Raw genomic sequence first — 23,842 nt, 5'->3', positions numbered from 1 at the left:
GCAAACCGCAGGGGCAATGCCCCTGCGGCCATCCTCACCCATGCCCGCATCATCAAGCCAGACGCCTCGCTATCTTGTCGGCATCGATCTCGGCACGACCCACACCGTGGTCGCCCATGCAGACCTCACCAAAGGTACTCCGGCCGAAATCGAGCTTTTTCAAATCGACCAATTGGTTGCGCCGGGCGAAGTGGCGGCTGAACCGCTGCTGCCGTCTGTTCGCTATCACGCATCGCCGGACGAACTGACCGTAGCGGACGTGCGATTGCCCTGGCCTTCTTCGGAGCCGGAGTCGGCTTATCGTCCGATCATCGGCAAGCTGGCGCGGATCTTGGGCTCGAAAAGCCAGGGACGTTTCGTGACCAGTGCCAAGAGCTGGCTGTCCCATGCCGCCGCGGACCGGACCGCCGCTATCCTCCCCTGGGGCGCGCCGGAGGAGATTCCGAAAATCTCTCCGGTCGAAGCCAGCGCGAGCTACCTCCGCCACGTGCGTTCGGCCTGGAATCATCACCATCCCGAGGCGCCACTGGAAGAGCAGGAGATCGTGGTGACCGTACCGGCCTCATTCGACGAGGCCGCACGCACTCTAACGCTCGAAGCCACCCGGCTGGCCGGATTCGCGACAGTGCGCCTGCTCGAAGAGCCGCAAGCGGTCTGTTACGACTGGCTCTGGAACCACCGCCAGTCCTTACGTCAGCAGCTCGGCGGCGTGCGCTTGCTGCTGGTCTGCGACGTCGGCGGCGGCACCACGGACCTGACCTTGATCAAGGTCGAGCCAGGCGAGGACGAACCCAAGCTCACCCGTATCGCCGTCGGCAATCATCTGATGCTGGGCGGGGATAACATCGATCTCACCTTGGCTCATCTTGCGGAACGCCGCCTGGTGGGCGAGGATCGAAAGCTGTCTGCGGCCGAGCTTTCCCAACTGGTCGAACAATGCCGGTTAGCCAAGGAACGGCTGCTGGCTCCCGATGCGCCGGAAGCCGCGACCGTAACACTACTCGGCACGGGAGCCCGGCTCATCGGAGGCGCGCGCTCGGTCGAGCTGACCCGAAGCGAGGTCCATGGCATCGCTCTCGACGGTTTTTTCCCGATGGTGAGCCTCGCCGATCATCCCGACCGAAAACGCAGCGGCGTCGTCGAATTCGGCCTGCCCTACGCCGCCGATCCCGCGATCAGCAAGCATCTGGCTGCTTTTCTGACTCACCACTTCGAAACTGCGCGAGAGGCCCTCGGATCGGACTCCGCCGACCCCATTCCCGATGCTGTTCTTCTCAACGGTGGCGTGTTCCGCAGCTCGACCATAGCCCAGCGTCTCGTAGAACTTGTGACGTTTTGGGGAAAACAACGCCCCGTCCTGCTCAAAAACGACCGTCCCGATCTGGCAGTAGCCTACGGCGCGGTAGCCTACGGACTCGCGCGGCGCGGCCATGCCGTTCAGCGCATAGGCGGCGGCTCGGCGCGCAGCTATTTTCTGGTGGTGGAAACCGGCCGGGACGGGATCCCCAAGGGTATCTGCATTCTGCCGCGGGGGACCGACGAGGGCCGGGAGATCGTGTTGACCGACCGCTCCTTCCTGCTCAGGCTAGGACAACCGGTGCGTTTCAACCTGGCCTCAACCAGCGAGGACCGGCGTTTCCAGCCGGGAGACCTTGCCGAAATCGACGGAGACCGTTTCGTTCACTTGCCGCCCCTCGCTGCTGTCTTGGAGCGGGAAAGCGCACAAGGGCGAACGGAGCAAGCCGTGCAGATCGCCGCATCCCTAACCGAGGTCGGCACTCTCGATTTGCACTGCGTAGCAGCCGACGATCCCGACCGGCGATGGAGGATCGAGTTCCAATTGCGGCAGGCCGTCCCGCAGACGGTTTTGCCCGAAGCCCGGCACCACCCGCGCCTCGATGAAGCCGTCGAGAAAGTCCGCCTGGTGTTTGGGAAAAAAGCGAAAGCGGCCGACACCAAGCTGGTCAAAGGATTGCGCGGCGAACTTGAAAAGATTCTCGGACCGCGAGCGGATTGGGACACCGCCCTATTACGCGATTTGTTCGGCGCCCTGCTGGAAGGCCTGCCTCACCGGCGGCGATCGGCCGAGCACGAGCGCCTGTGGTTCAGCCTGACCGGATATTGCCTCCGTCCCGGATTCGGCTATCCCTTGGACGATTGGCGGGTTGAACAGGTCTTCGCGATTTACGGGCAAGGTCTGCAATTCGTCAACGAAATCCAGAACTGGACTGAATGGTGGACGTTCTGGCGCCGCCTGGCTGGCGGCTTGAACGAAAAGGCGCAGCTTTCGATATTCAAGGATGTGGCCGACTTCATCAATCCGGAAACCGCCAAGCGCGGCAATCTCCCTGCCCTCGCCAAAAAGCGCAGCTATGAGGACATGGTGAGACTTGCGGCCGTACTGGAACGGCTCCCCGTATCCCAAAAGGCCGAATTGGGAAGCTGGCTTCTCCAGCGCCTGTCCAAGCCCAGCGAACCCGCCGAAAGCTGGTGGGCGCTAGGCCGCGTCGGTGCTCGCGTACCGTTCCACGGCAGCGTGCATAACGTGGTTTCCCGCGTCACGGCCGGGGAATGGCTGGCCCAGATCCTGAGCCGCGACTTCAAAAAAGAGCCGCATGCCGGCTTCGCCGCCGCTCTCATCGCGAGACTCAGCGGTGACCGGGAGCGTGACATCGATCCGGCGCTGAGGCAACGCGTCATCGAGCGGCTGAGAGTCGGCAAAGCGCCGGACTCCTGGATTGGCATGGTGTCCGAAGTAAAAGAACTTTCCGAAGCCGACGAAAAACGCATCTTCGGCGAGGCATTGCCCCCCGGCCTGAAGCTGATTGCCTGATGCGGCGAAGTCCGTAGGATGCGCTGAACGAAGGGAAGCGCATCGTTAGCGATAAGCTGCCGGAGCCATAAAGCCGCCCATTCCCATTCAGCTTCCGTTCAGGAACAGAAGACTATCTTTATCCTGCCGGCAAATCTCACGGGTTTGAATCCGGCGCCAGTTTCGAGTTTTTGAACGGGGGATCAAGTCATGAGACCGCTGAATAAAATCATAGCCCTAAGCACAATCGCCTTACTCGCCTTTGCATCGGGCGCGCGCGCCGACCGCGACCATTGGGGCCACGGCCATCATCGCGGCCACCACGATCATGGGTATCGGCACCACGGTCACTACGATCATGGACATCATCACCACGGCCATGATCATCACCGCCCGAGAGTGATTCACCATTACTACGAGCCTGCGCCACGTTATTACCGGCCGCCGCGCGTGGTACATCGCCATATTCACCATTACCAGCCGCCGCGAGTCGTCTATCACGACGATTACCCTTCCTATTACGGCCGTAGCAGCGGTTTGTCCGGAGCCATACCGATCGTCGCGGGTGGCGTCCTCGGCGGCATGGTTGGAGAACAAGTCGGCTACGGCAATCATGGCGCCATCATCGCCGGCTCGGTAGCCGGAGCCGTCTTGGGACACGAGATCGGCCACTGATCCAGGAACATCATTGACCCGTGGCTTGGTAGAGCCCGTTGTCGGTCCGGAAACGACAGTGTTATTCTGCGCCTACCTCAGTGCCGGGCGGCATTTTGCGGCCCGGCTCATACTTCGGAAACGCCCTAGTCGCATCGAGCCGCGTGATAAACAAACGCTTTTTGTCCTTCACCCTGGGCTGTTCGCTGCTGATGGCATTTCCGTCCTATTCACAGCCGCCGTTCGGTCCGGAGGGTTTGATGACGCCGTTCATCGCGCGCCAGCCTCAGTTCGGGCCCGGCATAAGCCTAGACGAGGCTGTTCAGCGCATCCGGCGTGAAACCGGCGGTCGCATACTGGCTGCCGATACCATCAGAAATAACGGCACGATCACTTATCGCATCAAAGTGCTCATGCCGGACGGCCGCGTGCGCGTCTTCCATGTCGACGCCAACCGATGAGACACCAAAGGCGCCAGCCCGGAATGATCGCTGCGGTTGGCTCCCGTGCCGAAACTCCGCTGCCACGAGTGATGTCGGCTAAGTCCCTCAAACAAGCTGTGTTCAAGCGAGTTTCATGCGCCTACTGATCGTCGAAGATGAAGCCGAGCTCCGCTCTCAGCTAAAGTCGCGCTTGCAAGCCCTCGGTTACGCTGTCGACACCGCGGCCGACGGCAAGGAAGCAGTTTTTATGGGAAACGAATATCCGTTCGATCTGGCTATCGTCGATTTAGGGCTGCCGCTGGTGTCCGGCATCGACGTCATCAGACATTGGCGCGCCGACGGCATCAACTTTCCGATTCTGATCCTCACCGCGCGCGACCGCTGGCAAGACAAGGTGGAAGGGCTGGACGCCGGAGCCGACGATTACCTGAGCAAACCCTTCCATTTCGAAGAACTGCTCGCCCGGACCAAGGCGCTGTTGAGGCGGTCCGCCGGCATCGCGCAATCCCTGCTGCGGTGCGGCCCTATCGTGCTCGATACCGGAGCACAGAGCGTACGTGTCGACGGCCAGCCGGTGGAGTTGACCGCGCAGGAATACAAGGTTCTCGAATATCTGATGCTGAATACCGGCAAGGTCATCTCCAAAACGGCCCTGACCGAACACATCTACGACCAGGAATTCGATCTGGACAGCAACGTGATCGAAGTCTTCATCGCCAGGCTGCGTCGGAAACTCGATCCCCAGAACGTCCATCGCCCCATAGAGACGCTCCGCGGACGCGGCTACCGGTTTACCCTGGAACGCACGCCCGGATGACCTATTCCCTTCGGACGAGGGGACTGCTCGTCGCCAGTGTGGTGCTGATCGCCTTTCTCAGCGCAACCGGGCTGGTCCTCGACAAGGCCTTCCGCGACAGCGCAAAGGCGGCCATGCGCGACAGGCTGCAAGGGTTTGTCTATACCCTTCTGGCCGGCTCGGAACTCGATGCCCGAGGCGTCATGAAGGGCCCCGAAAACCTGCATGAGCCTCGCTTCAATCAAACCGGGTCCGGGCTTTACGCCGACATCCGTCGAGGCAACCGCAAGCCGGACTGGCGATCCCCGTCCGCAGCGGGCATTGAAATTCCCGCGACACTCACACCTCAGACCGGCACTGCCACATTCAGCAGCGCCGTATTGGAAGACGGCACGCCGGTTTATGTGCTCAGTTTCAGCGTACTGTGGGAGGAAGAGGGGCGCAGAAGACCGGTTCGCTGCGTGTTTCGCGTGGCCGAAACCCTGGACGGATTCTACGCAGAGGTCAATCAATTCCGGCGCAGTCTCTGGAGCTGGCTCGGAGCCGCGGCGCTAGTGCTGCTGCTGGTGCAAGGCGCTATTCTCCGCTGGGCGTTCTCGCCGCTCCGCCGGGTCGCGGCCGACCTTTCGGCCATCGAAGCGGGCCATGCCGACAAACTCGTTGGCCAGTATCCGGAAGAACTGCGCGGACTGACCGACAACCTCAATGCTCTGTTGGAGAATGCACAGTCCCACCTTGCCCGGTATCGGGATGCGCTGGGCGATCTCGCGCACAGCCTGAAAACCCCGCTCGCCGTGTTGCGCGGCGCCATCGAAAAACAGAATTCGGACGCCGACAGCGAAATCGGCGCGGTAGCCCAGGAACAGATCGACCGCATGACTCGAATTATCGAGTACCAACTGAAGCGAGCCGCCGCCTCCGGGCGAACCCACCTGACTCCGCCGGTCAGTGTCGCGGAAAAGTCCCGCCAAGTCGCGGCCGCACTGGCCAAGGTCTATGCCGAAAAACAGGTCGACTGCCGAATCATGGTCGAGGACGACGTCGTCTTTCACGGCGACGAGGGCGATTTGCTCGAGATCCTTGGGAACCTACTCGACAATGCCTTCAAGTGGTGTCGAAGCCGAGTCGAACTGAGCGCCCGGACGGTTTTGGAACCGCTGGGAACAAGCTCGCATCTCGAACTGCGGGTGGACGACGATGGCCCCGGAATTGCCGAAGATGTGGCCGAGCGCGTTACCCGCCGCGGTGAGCGCACCGATTCGTCTGTGCCCGGGCACGGCCTCGGCCTCGCCATCGTGGATTCCATCGTGCGGACCTATCTCGGCCAGCTCGTGATCGAGCGAAGCCCGCTCGGGGGGGCAGCAATCGTGATTCGGAATGTCGGCTAACATGGTCCGCATCGAATAGTTCGATAAATTGTCTCGAATTCGATCTAATGAAAGGGTTATCCCGGCGCTCCCGAACCGATCGTTTGCGATTGAAAGGATCGCGACTAAAGCGACCGTTTGCGATTGGGATGCGAATTCGCCTTTTACTGACTACTTTTTACCGTATTTTCATCCGGAGAAAACCATGGCCGAAGCCACTTCGAACGACACTCTGACCTTGACTCCGCCCCAGCCGGTCCCCGAAATCGACGAGGAACAGGCGACCAGCATGGTTAAACTGGATCAGGAAACCATTTCCAAATTGGACGAGAAAATTACGGAATTCCTGCACACCGTCCTAGCCGCCGATGTGAACGACGCCGAATTCCGGGAACGGCTATCCGGCGTACACAACATGGGCAATCGCGAGATCAGGGCCGCGGCAACGGTTTCGAACCGGCTTCTGGAACGCCCGGTACGGGCCATGAAATCCGGAGTGTATGACGAGTCTTCGAGCATCTCGAAATCGCTTCAGGAACTGCGCGCGACCGTGGAGCAGCTCGACCCTTCGCGTCAGGGCGACCTCCTGGCCCCGCGGAAACTCCTCGGAATCATTCCGCTCGGCAACAAGCTCAAAAATTACTTCGAAAGCTATCAATCCGCGCAAACGCATCTGAACGCCATCATCCAGGCGCTCTACAATGGCCAGGACGAGCTCCGCAAAGACAATGCCGCTTTGGAGCAGGAAAAAATTCATGCCTGGGAAGTCATGCAAAGGCTCGAGCAATACATCTATGTGGGGAAAAAACTTGACGAGGCCATTGAACGCCGCCTACCGGAAATCGAGGCGCAAGATCCCGAGAAAGCGCGCGTCGTCCGCGAGGAGATGCTTTTTTATACGCGCCAGAAAGTCCAGGATCTGCTGACCCAGATGGCGGTGACGATCCAGGGTTATTTATCGATGGACATGATTCGCAAGAACAACCTGGAGCTGATCAAAGGCGTCGACCGAGCCACGTCGACGACCATATCGGCACTGCGAACCGCGGTCATCGTGGCGCAAGCGCTGACCGATCAAAAGCTGGTGCTGGATCAGATTTCAGCCTTGAACACCACCACCGGCAATCTCATCGCCTCCACGTCGCGCCTCCTGAAACAGCAAGCGGCCCGTACTCACGAACAAGCCGCCAGTTCGGCGGTATCCCTGGATCAGCTGAAACAGGCGTTCGAGAATATCTACGAGACCATGGATGCGATAGCGACATACAAGACTCAGGCGCTCGGCAATATGAAGGAGACCGTCAAGCTTCTAACGCACGAAGTCGATAAAGCCAAGACCTATCTCGACCGGGTTCGGAGCGAACAGCAAGCCGAGGTCATCAAAGAATTCGAATTGGACGAATCGGACGAGATTCGGCTCTAAAGCGAGCCCGACAGCGGAAGAGCATCTCGCTTTTACAACCAGATTCTGCTCCGGCAGAACACGGCGAATCCAGAACGAGGTGGGTAAGCAAGAGACTTGGACTCCAAAGCCTGTTAGGAACTCCGTTAGCCAATTGCATTATCGAGGCTAGGGAACCCTGTTGAGTCAACCGATATCTTGGCCTAGATGATTGATTCTTCGAAGTATCCGTGAAAGCTCGTAACAGGTTCGTTGGCCGGCGCCAGTTCCGCTGAGGTGGCATGATGCCCCTAAACACAATACGAAGAACTGCGCCAGATGCATCACGACGCCGGCCGCTCGTCGGTCGCAATGTCGTAAGCTTCGCGTTATCGACAATTCCGACCGACTAGCCAACGAGGCGGCATCGGATGGTCATGCGAGGGGGAATGGCGCGGAGCAATAAAGCATCATCCCCGACAGACCGTTTCACCTTCTGCTCGTTCGTATTCGAACTGTCAATCCCTTTCCATTCGGCTCGGCTGCGTCGGAATAGTTTGAGTGCTCGGTGTCTCCTGTTTCTGGCACTCGTTTTCACTCCCGTTCGCGTCCCGCCGGTGGGCTTCTAACGGCTCATTCCATCCCTTTCGGACCGGATAAACGCGCCGACGCCCAATGACTTTGATACACCCGTTCTGCATATAAGTTCTTCCTGTTGTCTTTTCCTAACACGAGGCTATCGTTTCTATTTGACAAACTAATGACGCAACGGGTTCTTTGGTGTCCCGCAAGATCCGGTAGCGCGCCATTCGACCTCGGAAGATTCCCAAACTGTAGAAAAAATCGGTCACATGCGCGCTAGAATCACCTTCAAGGGGCAAAACACCTACAAACTGCCACTCTTAAGCTAGAATACGGAATCTCCTTAGCCGCCCTGGCTCATCGAACGTCGATGACTTCACTTATCCACTTATCTTCTGCGATGACTCAAATAGGAGACCTACCCTATGAACAAACATGTCGGACACGACCATCTTTCCGGTAACCGTTTCCAGATCGTCGGCTTGGATCCGGCGGCAAACACGGTAGCGATACAATACGATCCCAACGCTTGGATGCCGAATGCCGAACCCAATCAACAGATGACATGGACCGAATTCGTCAGTCATCTGATCAACGGCCATTTTGAAATCTATCGCGGGACTTGATCCCTTTGTTTTTCTTGCCTGCACGCGCGGCGACTGCCGTGTTGGGAAACTCCGAAAATACGCCATCGACGCCTAAGCTATAAAACTGGTGGTACTCCTTCAGCGGATCGCCGCCATAGTCGCTTGCCAGATAGCGAGACTCGTCGCGAAACGTCCAGGCGTGAACGAACAGGCCGACACTGTGCGCATCCCGAACGACAGCGGTCGGGTACCCCAATTTCTCACCGTAATCATTCTCCGACGCGCCGACTTCGCCGGGATCGGCAAGACCGATCAAATAACGTTTCCATGGTCCGATTCCGTCGGCATAGGTTTTGATTTCCATTAGCCCCTCCGGAGTCAAAAGGTCCGCATAGGTACGGGGATCGCCGCCTGCGGTGAAATCGTACGGCTTGCCGGGTATCGGGCCGCCACCCGGCGCAACACCATCCCCATCGATGAGCTGCACGAGCCGGACCTCCGTCATCTTCCTCAAGGCTTTCAAATTGTCCGTCTCGAAGGACTGGATCACTACAGGAGCCGCTCTTCCGTTCAGTCCGTATCGCTTCAGCATCTCGACCAGTTTCTCCTCCAGCGGCAGGCCGACCGAGCGATGGTAAGTGGGGTGCTTGGTTTCCGGATAAATGCCGATGACCCGTCCGCTCCGTTCACTTGCTCGTTTTGCCAATTCAACCACTTCCTGGAAGGTCGGGATTTCGAAGCGGTCGTTGAACTGCTGCGGGCGGAACGGAAGACGTTGCCTGGCGCGCAATGTCTTAATTTCGGCAAGCGTGAAATCGTCGGCAAACCAGCCCTCCGCCTGTCTCCCGTCGATGATCTTGGAAGTGCGGCGGGCGGCGAACTCGGGATGCTCGGCAACATCGGTGGTTTCGCTGATGTTTAGCTCGTGACGCACGATCAACATCCCATCCTTGGTGGACACCAGATCGGGCTCGATAAAGTCCGCGCCTTGCTCGATCGCGAGCTCATACGCTGCAAGCGTATGTTCCGGCAAATAGCCGCTAGCGCCACGGTGGGCGATGACGACGGGCGGTGCTCCGCTTAAGGTCGGAAAGCTTGAGTGAGGCGTACAACCGGTCATGATCAGAATGCAGCAGACGCTAAATCCAAACCCATTGGTTCGGAGATTCTGCCTATTCCATGCACACTTGAAAACGGGATTTTTCGAACGCGATATCGCCGATTTCGACAGCCAACAAACATACATCGTCTTCGAACTCTCCATGGAGAGACGGGCCACGAACACCGTTGAGCAGTTCCTGAACCAGTACCTCGCCCGATTGGCTCATGGTCGCTGCCGCTAACTCCAGCAAACGCTCCTGGCCGAGGATGTCGTCGTCCTCCCCCCGGATTTCGAACAGTCCGTCGGTGAAGAGCAGCACGGCATCCCGCGCCTTCAATTCGGCGCTACCGGTACGATAAGTCACGTCGGGTCTCACGCCGAGTACGCCGCCATTGCTCGATTGCGCGCAATCCAGGTGCACTGCGCGTCCGGATCCCCGACGTAGGTGGATGGGGCAAGGATGTCCGGCATTGGCGTATCGGAGCTGGCCGCCTCCGATATCGATCACCAACGAAAAAGCCGAGGCAAACGTCGACAGATTGCTGCACTTCAAAATCTCGCAAAGACTTCGGTTCAGCGACGTCAGTAACCTGCCCGGATCGCTAGCCGCCTCGCGATGATTCTGTATCAACGCCCCCATCATCGCCATCACCAAGGCTGCCTGCACACCGTGCCCCATAACATCAGCGATCAGAATGGCGATAGCATCGTCGGCGATCGGAAAAACCTCGAAAAAATCGCCGCTTACCAGACCGAGGGGGGCATAGTGGCTGAAAATGCGTACAACACTTGAGTCCGGCGCGACCTCGGGAGGAATGGTCGGCACCGTCCGCGGCAACATGGCCAGCTGTACCTCGCGGGCCATGCGCAAGTCTTCCGTCAACTGCTGATTGCGTCGGCTGATTTCGGCCTGCTTTTGCTCCAATTGCACGATGCTTTGCATCAACAGCCGGGTCTGGAGGCGGACCAAGGTTTGCACCGAAATAAGCCCCAGGAACGTGCATCTATCGTCGACCAACAGCACGTCCTGATTGAAGCTTTCGCCGGTCCGCGAAAACACGCGCTGAAGCACGTCCGCCCAAAGCTGGTTGATGTTGATCAACAAAGGCTGTGCGACCAGATGATCGCGGACCGGCGCCGTTCCGAACAGCGAGAACCCGTATTGAGAGCCGAGACACATGCCGATTTCGTGGCGCGCGCACAGGCCGATCACGCGTTTCCTGTCGAGGACGGCCATGAAGCTGACGTCAGCCTGCCGGAACTTCTCCTGGACGCGAGCCAGAGGCTCGTTCTGCTGAACGCAGGTTCTGTGATCCACCAAGTTTTCCCAGTCGACGCTCGCCATCTCGGAAATCGATTCGGTGAGGCCAATCGGGTTCTGTCCTGTTTCTAAATCGTTCATTGCTAGGATTTCCGCACTTTGGCGTTCCAACTCGTTACCCGCTATCTTACCGGAATCGGGATGTGCCATTGTGCTGAATGCGCCGGCTTAATCCGTACGGCTTTTCCGACCGCGGCGTTTCGGATTTCGAAACTTTCCCGACCTTTTTCGTTCGAAGTGTCAACTTCTCGTTTAGAATCTAGACCCATGCCGAACACTGGCTATCCGGATACAGCAAATCCGTTCCAACCGCTCCGAAAAATGAGTTCCAGCCCCAAACTCCAACGCAACCGTCAGCGGCGCAGGCTGGGCGGCGTATGCGCAGGGATCGCGGATTATTTAGGCGTAGACGTCACGCTGGTGCGTTTTCTCTTCGTCCTATCCGTGTTCTTTTCGTTCAGCCTGACGATGTGGATTTATCTGGCGCTTTGGGCACTGTTGCCGGCCGGAACCGAGGCGCCGATGCCGGACGTGTCCTGGCGTCTGTCACGGGAACTCAGACGGGTCGAGAAACTGGTCCGCAAGGCCCATCGCCGGTTGCCGGCGCCAATCGCCGACGAGGTTCAGGAAACCTTCGACGTAATCAAGATCATCGCGCCCTATTTCGAACATACCGGTCTTGCGCCGAGAACGATCGATTCGCTAAGGGAGCAGGCGTTGCTGCGTTTTCCGGCCATCCTGAAACAAATGCTGCCCTTCCCCGTAAACCTGCCTCCTTTCAAACGCGCACACATGGAACTGGCGGAACTGAAGGATGAGCTTCAACGCGCCTCGAACGAATTGATCGATCAGGAGATACACCTCACCGTGGGCGATGCCGACATGATTTCGCCGCACGTAAGGTTATGGAAGGAACGGCTCGCACCTCTCAGAGAAATACTGCGCGAACGTGCGAGTGAAAGCACCTTGCGCACGCTGCAACAAATCGAAGAAAAACTGGCGTTCCTCATGGATAGGACCGATAGCGGCGGCGATGTGTTCGATTTGACGCCTTTCGAGGTGCGCAAGATCGCTTTCGATTATCTGCCGGATACCGTCAACCAATATCTGCAACTTCCGCCGGCCTTGGCGCGCTCGCAACAGTTGAGCAGCGGCAAGACCGCCGAGGAATCGCTCAACGACCAACTGAACTTGCTTGATCGCGCCCTGCACGATCTTGCGAAAAGCCTGTTTGAAAAGGACGCCCAAGGGTTGCTGGTGCACGGACGATTCCTCAAGGAAAAATTCGCCGAGAAATCCTTCCGGCTGCCGGATTGAATGCAGCAGCGGCCAAAACGCTCCGGAACCAAAGGTGTGTATGGCCCACGCCGGCCCCGCCAGTACCGAATTACTGCTGCCATGCCGCCAACTCGAGGTGATCCATCGTCGAATAATTTTTTGTATGACAAAGCGAGTTTGTCCCCGTGGCCGTTGCGTTACAATATGCCATTCATCTAACCAGCCTGTAGGTTCGCTTTTATGTTTAGCAAGGGTATGGAAATCGCGGGATTCGACGACGAACTGTGGTCTGCCATTGAAAAAGAAGAAAGAAGACAAGAAGACCATATCGAGCTGATTGCTTCCGAAAACTACGCCAGTCCCCGTGTGTTGCAAGCACAAGGCACCGTGCTCACCAATAAGTATGCCGAGGGTTATCCCGGCAAACGGTACTACGGCGGCTGCGAGTATGTGGATATCGTCGAGAGTCTGGCTATCGAACGCGCAAAGGAACTTTTCGGTGCCGATTTCGCCAACGTCCAGCCTCACTCCGGCTCGCAGGCCAATGCGGCGGTCTATATGGCCCTGCTCGAACCCGGCGACACCATACTCGGCATGAGCTTGGCCCACGGCGGCCACCTGACCCACGGCGCCAAGGTCAATTTCTCCGGCAAGATTTACAACGCCATCCAGTACGGTCTCAATCCGGCGACCGGCCATATCGATTATGAACAGGTCGAAACCCTGGCCAAGGAGCACCGGCCGAAGATGATCGTTGCCGGTTTCTCGGCCTACTCGCGCGTTGTCGACTGGCAGCGCTTCCGCGACATCGCCGATTCGGTCGGCGCCTTTCTGGTCGTGGACATGGCGCATGTCGCGGGACTGGTCGCGGCCGGTGTCTACCCGAGCCCGGTACAAATCGCCGACGTCACCACGACAACCACCCACAAGACCCTGCGCGGCCCGCGCGGCGGCTTGATTCTGGCGAAATCCAATCCGGATATCGAAAAGAAACTGAACTCACTGGTTTTCCCCGGCATTCAAGGCGGACCTTTGATGCATGTGATCGCGGCGAAAGCCGTCGCCTTGAAGGAAGCCGCACAGCCGGAATTCAAGCAATACCAGGCGAACGTCGTCGAAAATGCGCGCGCCATGGCGCAACGCTTCATCGACCGCGGGTACAAAATCGTCTCCGGCGGCACCGACAACCATTTGTTCCTTGTGGACCTAATCGAGAAGGGACTTACCGGCAAACTGGCGGACGAAACATTGGGACGAGCCAACATTACCGTAAACAAGAATGCCGTTCCGAACGATCCCCAGTCGCCGTTCGTCACCAGCGGCATTCGCGTCGGCACTCCGGCTGTCACCACCCGCGGTTTCACCAAGCTCGATTGCGAAACGCTGGCCGGATGGATGTGTGACGTACTCGACGAGCCGCAGGATGAATCGGTCATCGAGCGTGTAAAAGAGGACGTGCTTCAGCTTTGCCGCAGATATCCCGTCTACGCGGATTGAGCGTTTTTTCTCGGAGCGACGCGGATTTTTTACCGGGCTGCGCCGTTCCGCTTTCAAAAAAACAATAATGCGCTGTCCATTTTGCGGTGCTCAAGACACCCGAGTAATCGACTCTCGCTTGTCACAGGAAGGCGATCAGGTACGTCGGCGCCGCGAATGCACCGAATGCAGGGAACGCTTCACGACCTACGAAACTGCGGAGCTGAATATGCCTCGGGTGATCAAGGCCAACGGCAGCCGTGAACCGTTCCGCGAAGAAAAACTTCGCGCCGGCATTCTTCGCTCCCTCGAAAAGCGACCGGTGGGGAGCGACCGGATTGAGGCGGCCATCAATCGCATCAAAAAGAAGCTATTGGCCCGCGGCGAGCGCGAAGTCTCATCGCGATTGATCGGCGAAAGCGTGATGCAAGAACTCAGCGGGCTTGACCATGTCGCTTATGTTCGGTTTGCCTCGGTGTACCGCAGCTTCGAGGACGTGAACGAGTTTCGCGAGGTCATCGATCGTCTCGAGAAACAGCCGAATCCGGATGAAAAGAAGGATCAGCCGGACTTGTTCGGCGACGATTCGGAGCCATAGCCCGATGGAGCTATCTACGGTTTTTGCCCGCGAAGATGCGGAATTCATGTCTCGTGCGCTGCATCTAGCCGAGCGGGGTTTATACACGACCGATCCCAATCCGCGCGTCGGTTGCGTCATCGTCAAAGACGGCCAAATCGTCGGCGAGGGCTGGCATCGACAAGCGGGAGGCCCTCACGCCGAAGTCGAGGCGCTTCGGCAAAGCGGCGCTCGGGCGTACGGCGCGACTGCCTACGTCAGCCTGGAGCCGTGCTGCCATCACGGCAAAACGCCGCCTTGTACGGACGCTCTGATTTCGGCCGGGATCGCCCGCGTGGTCGCGGCCATGAAAGATCCGAATCCACGGGTTGCGGGCGAGGGTCTGAAAACACTCAGAGACGCCGGCGTGGACGTCGCCTGTGGGCTTTTGGAAAACGCGGCGGCGGCACTGAATCCCGGTTTCTGCAAGCGCATGAAAACCGGCCGGCCTTATATCCGCAGCAAACTGGCCATGAGCCTGGACGGTCGCACCGCCCTGCCCTCCGGCGAAAGCAAATGGATTACCGGCGAGGACGCTCGCCGCGACGCCCATCGTTTGCGGGCCAGAAGCTCCGCCATCGTGACCGGAATCGGCACGGCGCTGCAGGACGACCCGGAACTGACGGCACGCTTGCCGGAAGCGGCGGGAGAGATTTTGCAGCCGGTCCGTGTCGTCCTCGACTCCCGGCTGCGCATGCCCGCGAGCATGCGTCTCGCCGGCGGGGGGAACCGCGCGGTGGTCTTGACGACCGTGTCGGACGAGGAACGAACTCAGACCTTATCGGACAGCTTCGACATCGAAACCCTGCCCGCAACGCTTGACGGGCGACTGGACTTGACGGCGGTCGTCGACTGGCTCGGACACCATCAATTCAACGAAGTTCTGGTGGAGGCCGGCCCGACTCTGAACGGCGCCTTGCTCCGGGAAAACCTGGTCGACGAATGGGTGATATATCTCGCGCCGGTGGTTTTGGGCGATAAGGCGCGCGGACTATTCCACTTGCCGGATTTGACCCGGATGGCCGAGCGGTTCGAGCTGACGATTAGCGACGTGCGGCAGGTCGGGCGCGACCTCAGGCTGACCTTGCTCAGGCAGTAGCGTTTTTTTGAATCACCAACGAGCTCTTTATGTTCACCGGCATTATCCAAGCAATCGGAACAATAACCCGCATCGAGCCTAAAGGCGGCGATTGCCGCTTGACGGTCGCTACGGGCAAACTGCCTTTCGCCGATGTCCAATTGGGCGACAGCATCGCGGTCAACGGCGTGTGCTTGACGGCAATCGAACTCGGAGACCGGTTTTTCGCCGCCGATGTCTCGCGCGAAACCCTGTCGCGCACCACATTGGGTGAAGCCAAAGCCGGAACCCATGTCAATCTGGAACTCGCCCTGCTCCCTACCACCCGCCTCGGAGGGCATCTCGTCAGCGGCCATGTGGATGGCGTGGGCACGGTGGTCGACGAGCGCAGCGAAGCCCGCTCGGTGCGGTTTACCATCGAAACGCCGGCCGGTTTGGCGAAATACATCGCCGAGAAAGGCTCGATTTGCGTCGACGGGATCAGCCTGACGGTGAACGAAGTGAACGGCAATCGATTCGGTATCAACATCGTTCCCCATACCTTGGCCGAGACCACTTTGGGCGAAACTGGCGTGGGGCAGCGGGTGAACCTCGAAGTGGACATCCTGGCCCGTTATCTGGAGCGCCTTCTGCTCGGCGATCGCGCCGCCGAAAGCGGGCCGGCCATCACCGAAGAACTTCTCAAGAATACCGGCTTTATCTCCTGAACATGAACAGCATCGAAGAAATCATCGAGGACATCCGCCTCGGCAAAATGGTCGTCATCATGGATGACGAGGACCGCGAAAACGAGGGTGATCTTGTCATGGCAGCCGTGCACACACGTCCCCAGGACATCAATTTTATGGCGCGTTACGGCCGCGGACTGATCTGCCTGACGTTGACCCGCGAACGCTGCCAGCAGCTGCGCTTGCCCTTGATGGTGAACGAGAACAAGACGCCGCATTCCACGAATTTCACTGTATCCATCGAAGCCGCAAGCGGTGTCACCACCGGGATTTCGGCCGCGGACCGCGCCCGCACCATTCTTTGTGCTGTAGCGCCGGACGCCAAGCCGGACGATTTGGTGCAGCCGGGTCATGTTTTTCCGCTGATGGCGCAACCGGGAGGGGTGCTCAATCGCGCCGGACACACCGAGGCCGGCTGCGACTTCGCTCGGCTGGCAGGGCTCGAGCCCGCCGCGGTGATCGTGGAGATCCTCAACGAAGACGGCTCCATGGCCCGTGGCCCCGATTTGGAGAAATTCGCGCAAGAGCACGGACTCAAGATCGGAACGATCGCCGATTTGATTCATTACCGGATTCAGAACGAAAAGACCGTGGAGCGGATCTGCTCCTGCGATTTTCCGACGGAATTCGGTCAATTCCGTTTGCACGCCTATCAGGATCAAGTCGACAAGCGCCTGCATCTGGCGCTGACCATGGGAAAAGTTGCTGGCGACGAGCCGATACTGGTCCGGGTGCACGGACGCAATCTCCTTAGCGATCTTTTCGGTGCCAGACGGAACGACAGCGGACTGCCCCTGCGCAATGCCATGAAACGTATTGCCGACGAAGGGCGCGGAGTGTTGGTGGTTATCCGCAAGGAGGAGGACGACAAGTTTCTGGTCGAACGCATACACCAGTATCAGATGGAAGATAACGGCATCGAAATGGCTGTCGACGAGCCGAAGACCGACGATTGGCGCACCACCGGAACGGGTGCGCAAATCCTGGCCGATTTGGGTGTGCACAAGCTCCGCGTATTGGGCGCGCCGAAAAAATACCTTGGCTTATCCGGCTACGGGCTGGAAGTCGTCGAATACGTTTCCTGAGAATATAGAGAGAACATCGATGTCCGATATCAAAACCTACGAAGGCCAACTCTTGGTCCAGGGCGCCCGCTTCTGCATCGTGGCGTCACGCTTCAACAGCTTCATCGTCGACCATCTGGTTGCCGGCGCGGTGGATGCCCTTTTGCGGCACGGCGCGAAAAAAGAGGATATCCATCTGGTCAAGACGCCCGGGGCCTACGAACTGCCGCTGGCGGTGCAGAAAGCGGCAGCCTCGAAGCGCTACGATGCCATCGTGGCCGTCGGCGCTGTCATTCGCGGCTCAACGCCTCATTTCGACTATGTGGCCGGCGAATGCGTGAAGGGCATCAGCAGCATCTCGCTCAAGCATGAAATTCCGGTCGCCTTCGGCGTCCTCACGGTGGATACCATAGAACAGGCCATCGAACGGGCCGGAACCAAGGCCGGCAACAAAGGCGCCGAGGCAGCGTTATCCGCGGTCGAGATGGTCAACTTATTGAACCAGATAGGTTCGGCATGAGTAATGCGCGAACCATGGCGCGCCGCTGCGCGGTACAGGCCGTTTATCAATGGCAGTTGAGCGACGCCGATCTGTCGGCGATCGAAGCCCAGTTCCTGGGTGAATTGAAGGAGGCAAAGGTCCTTTTCAGACGATATAAGAGCGGATACGACCTGACCGATCACGAACAAAATCTGCTCGAAGAATCGCTCGAGAAATACTGCCGCCAGAGGGAAACGGAAGATCAGCAGCCCGAAAGGCCGCCGCTCGACGAGCTGATCGAGCATTGCTGCGCACCCGAAATCAACGCCCGTTATTTTAAGGAACTGCTGCATGGCGTGCCCGGACACCTTCACACGATCGATTCGGCGCTGGGCGAATTCGCCGATCGCCCGGTTGCCGAAATCGACCCAGTGGAGCGGGCCATCCTTAGGATCAGCGCATATGAGCTGCTGTTCCGCCTGGAAATACCGTACCGGGTGGTGCTCAACGAAGGCATCGATCTCGCCAAGCACTTCGGAGCCACGGAAAGCCATAAGTACATCAACGGCATCTTGGATCGCTTAGCCCGTAAGCACCGCACGGCGGAAATACAAACGCGGCATAAAACCTAGCAGTTGCCGCACTACCCTTCTACTTTGCACAATGCCATGGCCTTAGGTGAGTTCGAACTGATTCGCCGTTTTTTCACCGATCAAACCGTCAAGCATCCGTCCACGATTTTGGGCGTCGGCGACGATTGCGCTTTACTGCGCGTCGAGGAAGGCGAGGATCTGGCTGTAACCGCCGATACGCTGGTGGAAGGAGTCCATTTCCTGTCCGATGTCGATCCGGAAAGCCTGGGCCACAAGGTACTGGCCGTTAATCTCAGCGATCTCGCCGCGATGGGAGCGAAGCCCAAGTGGGTGACGCTCGCGCTTACCCTTCCCCATGCCGACGCCGCTTGGCTGCAAAGTTTCGCAAAGGGTTTTTTCGCTTTGGCCGAGCGCTACGGCGTCGAATTGATCGGCGGCGATACCACCCGCGGCCCTTTGACCATTACCGTCCAGGCCCTTGGCCTCACGCCGCGAGACGGCGCTCTTCGACGTTCCGGCGCGCGTCCCGGCGACCTGATTTATTTGACCGGCGAATTGGGCGCCGCAGGGCTGGGACTCAAGATGCGTCAGGGCCGAACCGGTATCGAAGACCAAACGGCCATTGCCCATCTGGAAAGACCGGAACCCCGCGTCGATATCGGCTTGAAGCTGCGCGGCTTGGCTAACAGCGGTATCGACGTGTCCGACGGACTTGCCGCCGATCTCGGACATATCTTGGAAGCTAGCGGCGTAGGCGCGACGCTAGCCTGGGAACGGTTGCCATTACCGGACGGGGTACGCCGTTATATCGAGGAAACGGGCGACTGGCGGATGCCGTTATCGGCGGGCGACGATTACGAACTTTGTTTCACCGTTCCGCCGGGAAATCGGGAGAAGTTGGAGCGCTGCCTAACGACAGGCGGTTTTCCGTTCGCCCTGATTGGCCAAATCGAGCCGCAAACCGGCCTGAGACTCTTCAAAGACGGCAGGTCCATCGAGCTTTCCCAAGACGGATATCAGCACTTTTCCAGTGATTAATCAGACAATAAAAACAAGGTCCCATCGCCTCATCAAACCGGCGGAGATTTTCGGTAATCCCGCGTGCTTCCTGGCATTCGGCTTCGGTTCCGGTCTTGCGCCGGTCGCACCGGGAACCTTCGGAACGCTGGTCGCCGTTCCGATCTACTTGCTGGCAGCCAATCTAAGCACCCCGTTTTATGCACTCACCGTAATCGTCTTGTTGATCGCCGGCGTTTATATCTGCGGGCGGTGCGAGCAACAGCTCAACGTGCAGGATCATCCGGGCATCGTGTGGGACGAGATTACCGGCTTTCTCATCACCATGATGTTCGCGCCGGCCTCCTGGGAATGGGTGCTCGCCGGCTTCCTGGCCTTTCGTCTTTTCGACATCTGGAAACCCTGGCCGATCGCCATGCTCGACCGTAGCGTTCACGGCGGACTCGGAATAATGCTCGATGATGGATTGGCCGGTATTTACGCAGCCATTTGCTTAATATTGTTACGAACGGGATTCGGAATCTGAAGATCCGAAGAGCCTGTTTCGTTACCCAAAGTAAACGTTGGATTGCATCGAGGAAGCATTTACGGTATAGTACTCTGAATTGACGCGGGGTGGAGCAGTCTGGTAGCTCGTCGGGCTCATAACCCGAAGGTCGTAGGTTCAAATCCTGCCCCCGCTACCAACAATTTGAGGGCTTACAGATCAACATCTGTAGGCTTTTTTCGTTTCTGGCGATCCCGTTGATACGCAGAAACCGAGCCGTCTCTTTTCCTCCTGCCGAACGTCTGATTAACGCCCGAGTTGCCAACCGGGTTTGCCCGCTCCGCCTGGATCGCGACATAAAGCCGCACGATCCGATGTTCTTCTGAGCAAGCACGCTTTGTGTGCCGAACTGTGGTTATGTCCTGAGCGATAAACTAAGCTTGGTTCACCAGTCCCAGCACAATAACAAATCATAATGGCTCACTTCCTCTACTTTGGAGAAGACGCCTCCCTGGCGCTTCTCGTACAGGCACGTCTAACGAAACTTGGTCATCGCGTCGATATCGCCGCAAGCTGCGACGAGGCTCTGGAAACGCTGGCTAGGGAACAGTACGACCTCGTGATTCTCGATCAATTTATTCCTGGGAAGGACGGACTGACCACCCTTCGTGAAATACTGGCCTTGCCGTTCGTCCCCGGCGTCATCGTGATTTGTAGAGAGCACGCCTTTGATGTCGCTGTCGAGGCTCTTCGGCTTGGCGCCACGGATTATGTCGTAAAGGACGAGCACGAGGCATTCTTCGATCTTTTGCCGTCTGTCATTCAAAAGGTTCTCGACCGAGAACGCTTGCTCCGCGCCCAGAAAGAATCGGAAAACCGGGATCGAATTGCCGAGATGTTGTTTCATAACGTCACCGAGGGTGTCCTGATCACCGATTCCGAAACGCGCATTATCGCGATCAATCCCGCATTCAGCTCGATCACCGGTTACGCGCCCGAGGAGGTCGTCGGCAATACGCCGGCTATTCTGAGCTCAGGCAGACACGACAAGGCATTTTATAGGAGCATGTGGGAGGCTATCGATCTGACCGGACAATGGAAGGGCGAGATCTGGAACAAGCGGAAGAATCAGGACATTTATCCTCAATGGCTCACCATCAATGTCGTACGAGACGAGAACGGCCGGTTGTTGAACTACATCGCGACCATATCGGACATCACCGAACGCAAGAAGATCGAAGATCGTCTCCGCAATCTCACTCATTACGACACGCTGACAGGGCTTCCCAATCGCGAACTGTTCAATAAACGACTGAATGAAGCCATCAATCGGACCAGGCAGAACAATACCGGCCTCGCACTGCTGTTCGTCGACCTCGACCGGTTCAAAACCGTCAACGATTCCCTGGGTCATAACGCCGGCGACGAATTGCTGCGGCAGGTCGCCGCGCGCATCAAACAGTCGGTCCGCGAGAGCGACGTGACGGCGCGCTTGGGAAGCGATGAATTCACGGTCATTCTGGAGAACATCACGGAGCCGCAAAAGGCGCAAATCGTTGCACAAAAGATTATTCATGCGCTGAACAAGCCGATTAACCTGAAACGTCATCAAGTTTTCATTTCGCCTAGTATCGGAATCGCGTTCTACCCGTCGGACGCTACCGAGATGGAAGAATTGGTCAAGAATGCCGACCGCGCCATGTACACGGCTAAGTGCGAGGGACGCAACAACTTCAAATTTTATTCGCCCGGCATGAATGCCGCGGCCCTGGAACGACTCACACTGGAAACCCAACTGCGGTTGGCTTTGGAGAAGAACCAGTTCGTCCTGAGCTATCAGCCGCAAATCAATCTTCAAACCGGAAGCGTCATCGGAGTCGAGGCCCTGATTCGGTGGAACCACCCCGAGTTTGGGCTTGTACCGCCGGATCAGTTCATACCCTTGCTCGAGGAAACCAATCTGATCCTGCCGGTCGGCGAATGGGTCTTGCGGGCCGGGTGCCGGCAACTCGGCGAATGGCACAAACTGGGGCTGTATCCGTTACGCCTGGCCGTCAATATTTCCGTCCGGCAATATCGTCTCGATCATCTTGTTCCGTTACTCGATGCCATCATTGCTGAAACACAAGTCGACCCGAGCTGCCTGGAACTGGAAATTACCGAGAGCATCATGATCGAAAACCTCGACGCCACACTGCAAATCTTCGAGGCGTTCCGAAACCGAGGCATCCGGATTTCGATCGACGACTTCGGTACCGGCTATTCCTCTTTAAGCTACTTACAGCGATTGCCGATCGACGCACTGAAGATCGATCGCTCGTTCATCCAGAACATTCATACCTCAGCGAGCGACAGGACGATCACCAAAGCCATCATCTCAATGGCGCACAGCTTGGGAATCAAGGTTATTGCCGAGGGCATCGAAAATGCGCGCCACTTGCACTTTCTAAGAGAACAACGCTGCGAAGAAGGACAAGGTTATTTCATTCAACGAGCCATGCCCGCCCATGAGTTGACTGACTGGTTGCTGAGCCGTGCGCCATGTCGGCAAAGCATCCATGATACGGAAACTGTTACGACCGAATAAGCCGGGACGCTAGCCGCCCGCCTGACACGTTTTCTCGCCTGGTGTAGCGTTCGCGGAGGAAGGCGTTACGCGTCGCAAATATCGTAGCCCCCTATGTCGGCCACGCCGCCGAATTCCATTTGATTGCCGCCCGAGAGAAGAATACCCTGTTGAGCCCGCGCACACTTTGCACGGTCTAGTCAACACTAACAAAAAAGAGGAAAACGACAATGCAAAATGTCATGCTTCAGGTGATCAACGCACTTGCGAAATTCGGATTGGACAAACTGGAAAGGGCTCTGATCTTCGGCGCCGTGCTGGTCGTGGCTCTGGCGTTCGCCACCGGCACCGTTCAGATGTCGCAAGTCTGGTTTGCGTTTCTGTTTCGCTGGCTGCATGTGCTTTCGGGCGTCATGTGGATCGGTCTGCTGTGGTACTTCAACTTTGTCCAAATCCCGTCCATGCCCAAGATCCCGGACGAACAAAAGCCAGCGATCGGCAAGGTCATCGCACCGGCCGCTCTGTTCTGGTTCCGCTGGGCTGCCTTGTCGACCGTAGTCACCGGACTGATCCTGGCGATCCTGAACGGCTACGTCATCCAGGCCCTGCTGTTGGGCTACTTCAAGGGCGGACAGGCTACCTATATCGGTCTCGGTATGTGGCTTGGCCTGATCATGGCCTACAACGTGTGGAACATCATTTGGCCGAATCAGAAGAAGGCGCTGGGGCTGGTCGAAGCCACGGATGACGAGAAAAAGACGGCCGCGCGGACAGCGATGCTGGCCAGCCGCTTCAACACCATGTCCTCGATCCCGATGCTTTACTTCATGGTCGCCGCCCAAAACCTGGCGTAGGGGGTTCATCGAAATCAAAAAGGGATTCCGGTTTAAGCTCGGAATCCCTTTTTCCGTGTATCGAACCTAGAATCGGTTGCTCGGTAGCTACCGAAAAATGACCGATTACGATTCCCGAACATTGGCTTTCAACAGGACGAACTTGTAAACCAACACGGCACATAATGCGCCCACCAAAATCCAGGAGTGACCGATCAGGAACGCCGACATTCCGGTTTTCGCCGCTCCTCTGAGTGAGGACAGGTACGGTTTGGAAACCAAAATCATCCACGCCCAGGCCGGCACCTGGTAAGCGATGGCTCCCGCGACACCCCAGTGCAGCGACTTCAATCCCAACCGCTCTGCGGTCCGGTAATACCAATAAATGATGCCTATGGTGAGCAATATGGAAATGAATAGCGGCATATCAGCATAACCTCGCTTGACTGGTAGGAATCGACGCGACCGAGCCGCGGCCTGGGCAGCAAGGCTGCCCGCAATCGGATTATCCTACCTGTGGTATCGCCGCGAAAGAGCGGCGATTGCCGTTCCTTTCTCTCGCCACGCTGGCCTGCACCTG

22 protein-coding genes and 1 tRNA gene are annotated in these 23,842 nt (G+C 57.9%); 20 read left to right on the top strand and 3 right to left on the bottom strand.

Features of this window, described 5'->3' with window-relative positions; all coding sequences use genetic code 11:
• Positions 1-40 precede the first annotated feature (40 nt).
• From JOD69_RS04875 to JOD69_RS04845, 7 genes are all read left to right on the top strand, one after another.
• Positions 41-2,833 (top strand): Hsp70 family protein, encoded by a 2,793-nt coding sequence (locus JOD69_RS04875; protein WP_086135051.1) that lies wholly within the window; start codon positions 41-43, stop codon positions 2,831-2,833.
• Positions 2,834-3,022: 189 nt separating this feature from the next.
• Entirely contained in the window at positions 3,023-3,487 is a 465-nt protein-coding gene (locus tag JOD69_RS04870; RefSeq protein WP_086135050.1) for a hypothetical protein, read from the top strand.
• Positions 3,488-3,630: 143 nt separating this feature from the next.
• A complete protein-coding gene (locus JOD69_RS04865) occupies positions 3,631-3,927 on the top strand; it encodes a PepSY domain-containing protein (protein ID WP_133718289.1) in 297 nt (98 codons plus the stop codon).
• Between the two features lie 115 nt (positions 3,928-4,042).
• Positions 4,043-4,726, top strand: a complete 684-nt coding sequence (locus tag JOD69_RS04860) for a response regulator transcription factor (RefSeq protein WP_086135049.1) — start codon at positions 4,043-4,045, stop codon at positions 4,724-4,726.
• A complete protein-coding gene (locus tag JOD69_RS04855) occupies positions 4,723-6,093 on the top strand; it encodes an ATP-binding protein (RefSeq protein WP_086135048.1) in 1,371 nt (456 codons plus the stop codon). The genes JOD69_RS04860 and JOD69_RS04855 overlap by 4 nt, the downstream gene beginning before the upstream one ends.
• A 184-nt stretch (positions 6,094-6,277) precedes the next feature.
• On the top strand, positions 6,278-7,495 hold the full coding sequence (locus JOD69_RS04850) for a toxic anion resistance protein (RefSeq protein WP_086135047.1): 1,218 nt from the start codon (positions 6,278-6,280) through the stop codon (positions 7,493-7,495).
• A 965-nt stretch (positions 7,496-8,460) separates the two neighbouring features.
• Positions 8,461-8,661: a hypothetical protein gene (locus tag JOD69_RS04845; RefSeq protein WP_077729838.1), complete on the top strand. Its 201-nt coding sequence runs from the start codon at positions 8,461-8,463 to the stop codon at positions 8,659-8,661.
• Here JOD69_RS04845 and JOD69_RS04840 read toward each other — a convergent pair.
• Entirely contained in the window at positions 8,627-9,742 is a 1,116-nt protein-coding gene (locus JOD69_RS04840; protein WP_086135046.1) for a glycerophosphodiester phosphodiesterase, read from the bottom strand. The two genes, JOD69_RS04845 and JOD69_RS04840, sit on opposite strands and share 35 nt — an antisense overlap.
• Positions 9,743-9,794: 52 nt before the next feature.
• Entirely contained in the window at positions 9,795-11,126 is a 1,332-nt protein-coding gene (locus JOD69_RS04835) for a SpoIIE family protein phosphatase (protein WP_166642640.1), read from the bottom strand.
• Between the two features lie 186 nt (positions 11,127-11,312).
• On the opposite strand from JOD69_RS04835, the gene JOD69_RS04830 reads away from it, so the two are divergent.
• From JOD69_RS04830 to JOD69_RS04770, 13 genes are all read left to right on the top strand, one after another.
• Positions 11,313-12,362 carry a PspC domain-containing protein gene (locus tag JOD69_RS04830; protein ID WP_210023807.1) on the top strand — a complete coding sequence of 350 codons (1,050 nt, stop codon included), beginning with the start codon at positions 11,313-11,315 and terminating at the stop codon, positions 12,360-12,362.
• A 201-nt stretch (positions 12,363-12,563) separates the two neighbouring features.
• Positions 12,564-13,820 carry a serine hydroxymethyltransferase gene (glyA, locus tag JOD69_RS04825; RefSeq protein WP_086135043.1) on the top strand — a complete coding sequence of 419 codons (1,257 nt, stop codon included), beginning with the start codon at positions 12,564-12,566 and terminating at the stop codon, positions 13,818-13,820.
• A 67-nt stretch (positions 13,821-13,887) separates the two neighbouring features.
• Positions 13,888-14,397, top strand: coding sequence for a transcriptional regulator NrdR (gene nrdR, locus JOD69_RS04820; protein WP_077729842.1), 510 nt, complete (start codon positions 13,888-13,890; stop codon positions 14,395-14,397).
• Positions 14,398-14,401: 4 nt separating this feature from the next.
• Positions 14,402-15,514, top strand: a complete 1,113-nt coding sequence (gene ribD, locus JOD69_RS04815; protein ID WP_086135042.1) for a bifunctional diaminohydroxyphosphoribosylaminopyrimidine deaminase/5-amino-6-(5-phosphoribosylamino)uracil reductase RibD — start codon at positions 14,402-14,404, stop codon at positions 15,512-15,514.
• A gap of 29 nt (positions 15,515-15,543) precedes the next feature.
• Positions 15,544-16,200: a riboflavin synthase gene (locus JOD69_RS04810; RefSeq protein WP_086135041.1), complete on the top strand. Its 657-nt coding sequence runs from the start codon at positions 15,544-15,546 to the stop codon at positions 16,198-16,200.
• A gap of 2 nt (positions 16,201-16,202) precedes the next feature.
• Positions 16,203-17,306 (top strand): bifunctional 3,4-dihydroxy-2-butanone-4-phosphate synthase/GTP cyclohydrolase II, encoded by a 1,104-nt coding sequence (gene ribBA / locus JOD69_RS04805; RefSeq protein WP_205780727.1) that lies wholly within the window; start codon positions 16,203-16,205, stop codon positions 17,304-17,306.
• A gap of 19 nt (positions 17,307-17,325) precedes the next feature.
• Positions 17,326-17,805, top strand: a complete 480-nt coding sequence (gene ribE / locus JOD69_RS04800; protein ID WP_077729844.1) for a 6,7-dimethyl-8-ribityllumazine synthase — start codon at positions 17,326-17,328, stop codon at positions 17,803-17,805.
• Positions 17,802-18,398 (top strand): transcription antitermination factor NusB, encoded by a 597-nt coding sequence (gene nusB / locus JOD69_RS04795; RefSeq protein ID WP_086135040.1) that lies wholly within the window; start codon positions 17,802-17,804, stop codon positions 18,396-18,398. The genes ribE and nusB overlap by 4 nt, the downstream gene beginning before the upstream one ends.
• Before the next feature lie 36 nt (positions 18,399-18,434).
• Positions 18,435-19,397, top strand: coding sequence for a thiamine-phosphate kinase (gene thiL, locus JOD69_RS04790; protein WP_086135039.1), 963 nt, complete (start codon positions 18,435-18,437; stop codon positions 19,395-19,397).
• The gene (locus JOD69_RS04785) at positions 19,390-19,902 is read left to right on the top strand and encodes a phosphatidylglycerophosphatase A (RefSeq protein ID WP_240502470.1); all 513 of its coding nucleotides are present in this window, start codon (positions 19,390-19,392) and stop codon (positions 19,900-19,902) included. Before thiL ends, JOD69_RS04785 begins: the two co-directional genes overlap by 8 nt.
• 83 nt (positions 19,903-19,985) lie before the next feature.
• Positions 19,986-20,062: transfer RNA gene (locus tag JOD69_RS04780), tRNA-Met, on the top strand.
• Positions 20,063-20,338: 276 nt separating this feature from the next.
• Positions 20,339-22,450 carry an EAL domain-containing protein gene (locus tag JOD69_RS04775; RefSeq protein WP_077729847.1) on the top strand — a complete coding sequence of 704 codons (2,112 nt, stop codon included), beginning with the start codon at positions 20,339-20,341 and terminating at the stop codon, positions 22,448-22,450.
• A 209-nt stretch (positions 22,451-22,659) separates the two neighbouring features.
• Entirely contained in the window at positions 22,660-23,283 is a 624-nt protein-coding gene (locus tag JOD69_RS04770) for a urate hydroxylase PuuD (protein ID WP_205780728.1), read from the top strand.
• A 105-nt stretch (positions 23,284-23,388) separates the two neighbouring features.
• Here JOD69_RS04770 and JOD69_RS04765 read toward each other — a convergent pair whose 3' ends face one another.
• On the bottom strand, positions 23,389-23,688 hold the full coding sequence (locus JOD69_RS04765; RefSeq protein ID WP_077729848.1) for a hypothetical protein: 300 nt from the start codon (positions 23,686-23,688) through the stop codon (positions 23,389-23,391).
• Positions 23,689-23,842: the final 154 nt, after the last annotated feature.

The organism is Methylocaldum sp. RMAD-M (genome assembly GCF_017832375.1).
Taxonomy (GTDB): domain Bacteria; phylum Pseudomonadota; class Gammaproteobacteria; order Methylococcales; family Methylococcaceae; genus Methylocaldum.
The sequence above is the reverse complement of the archived record's forward strand: the minus strand, read 5'-3'. Positions and strand labels throughout refer to the sequence as shown.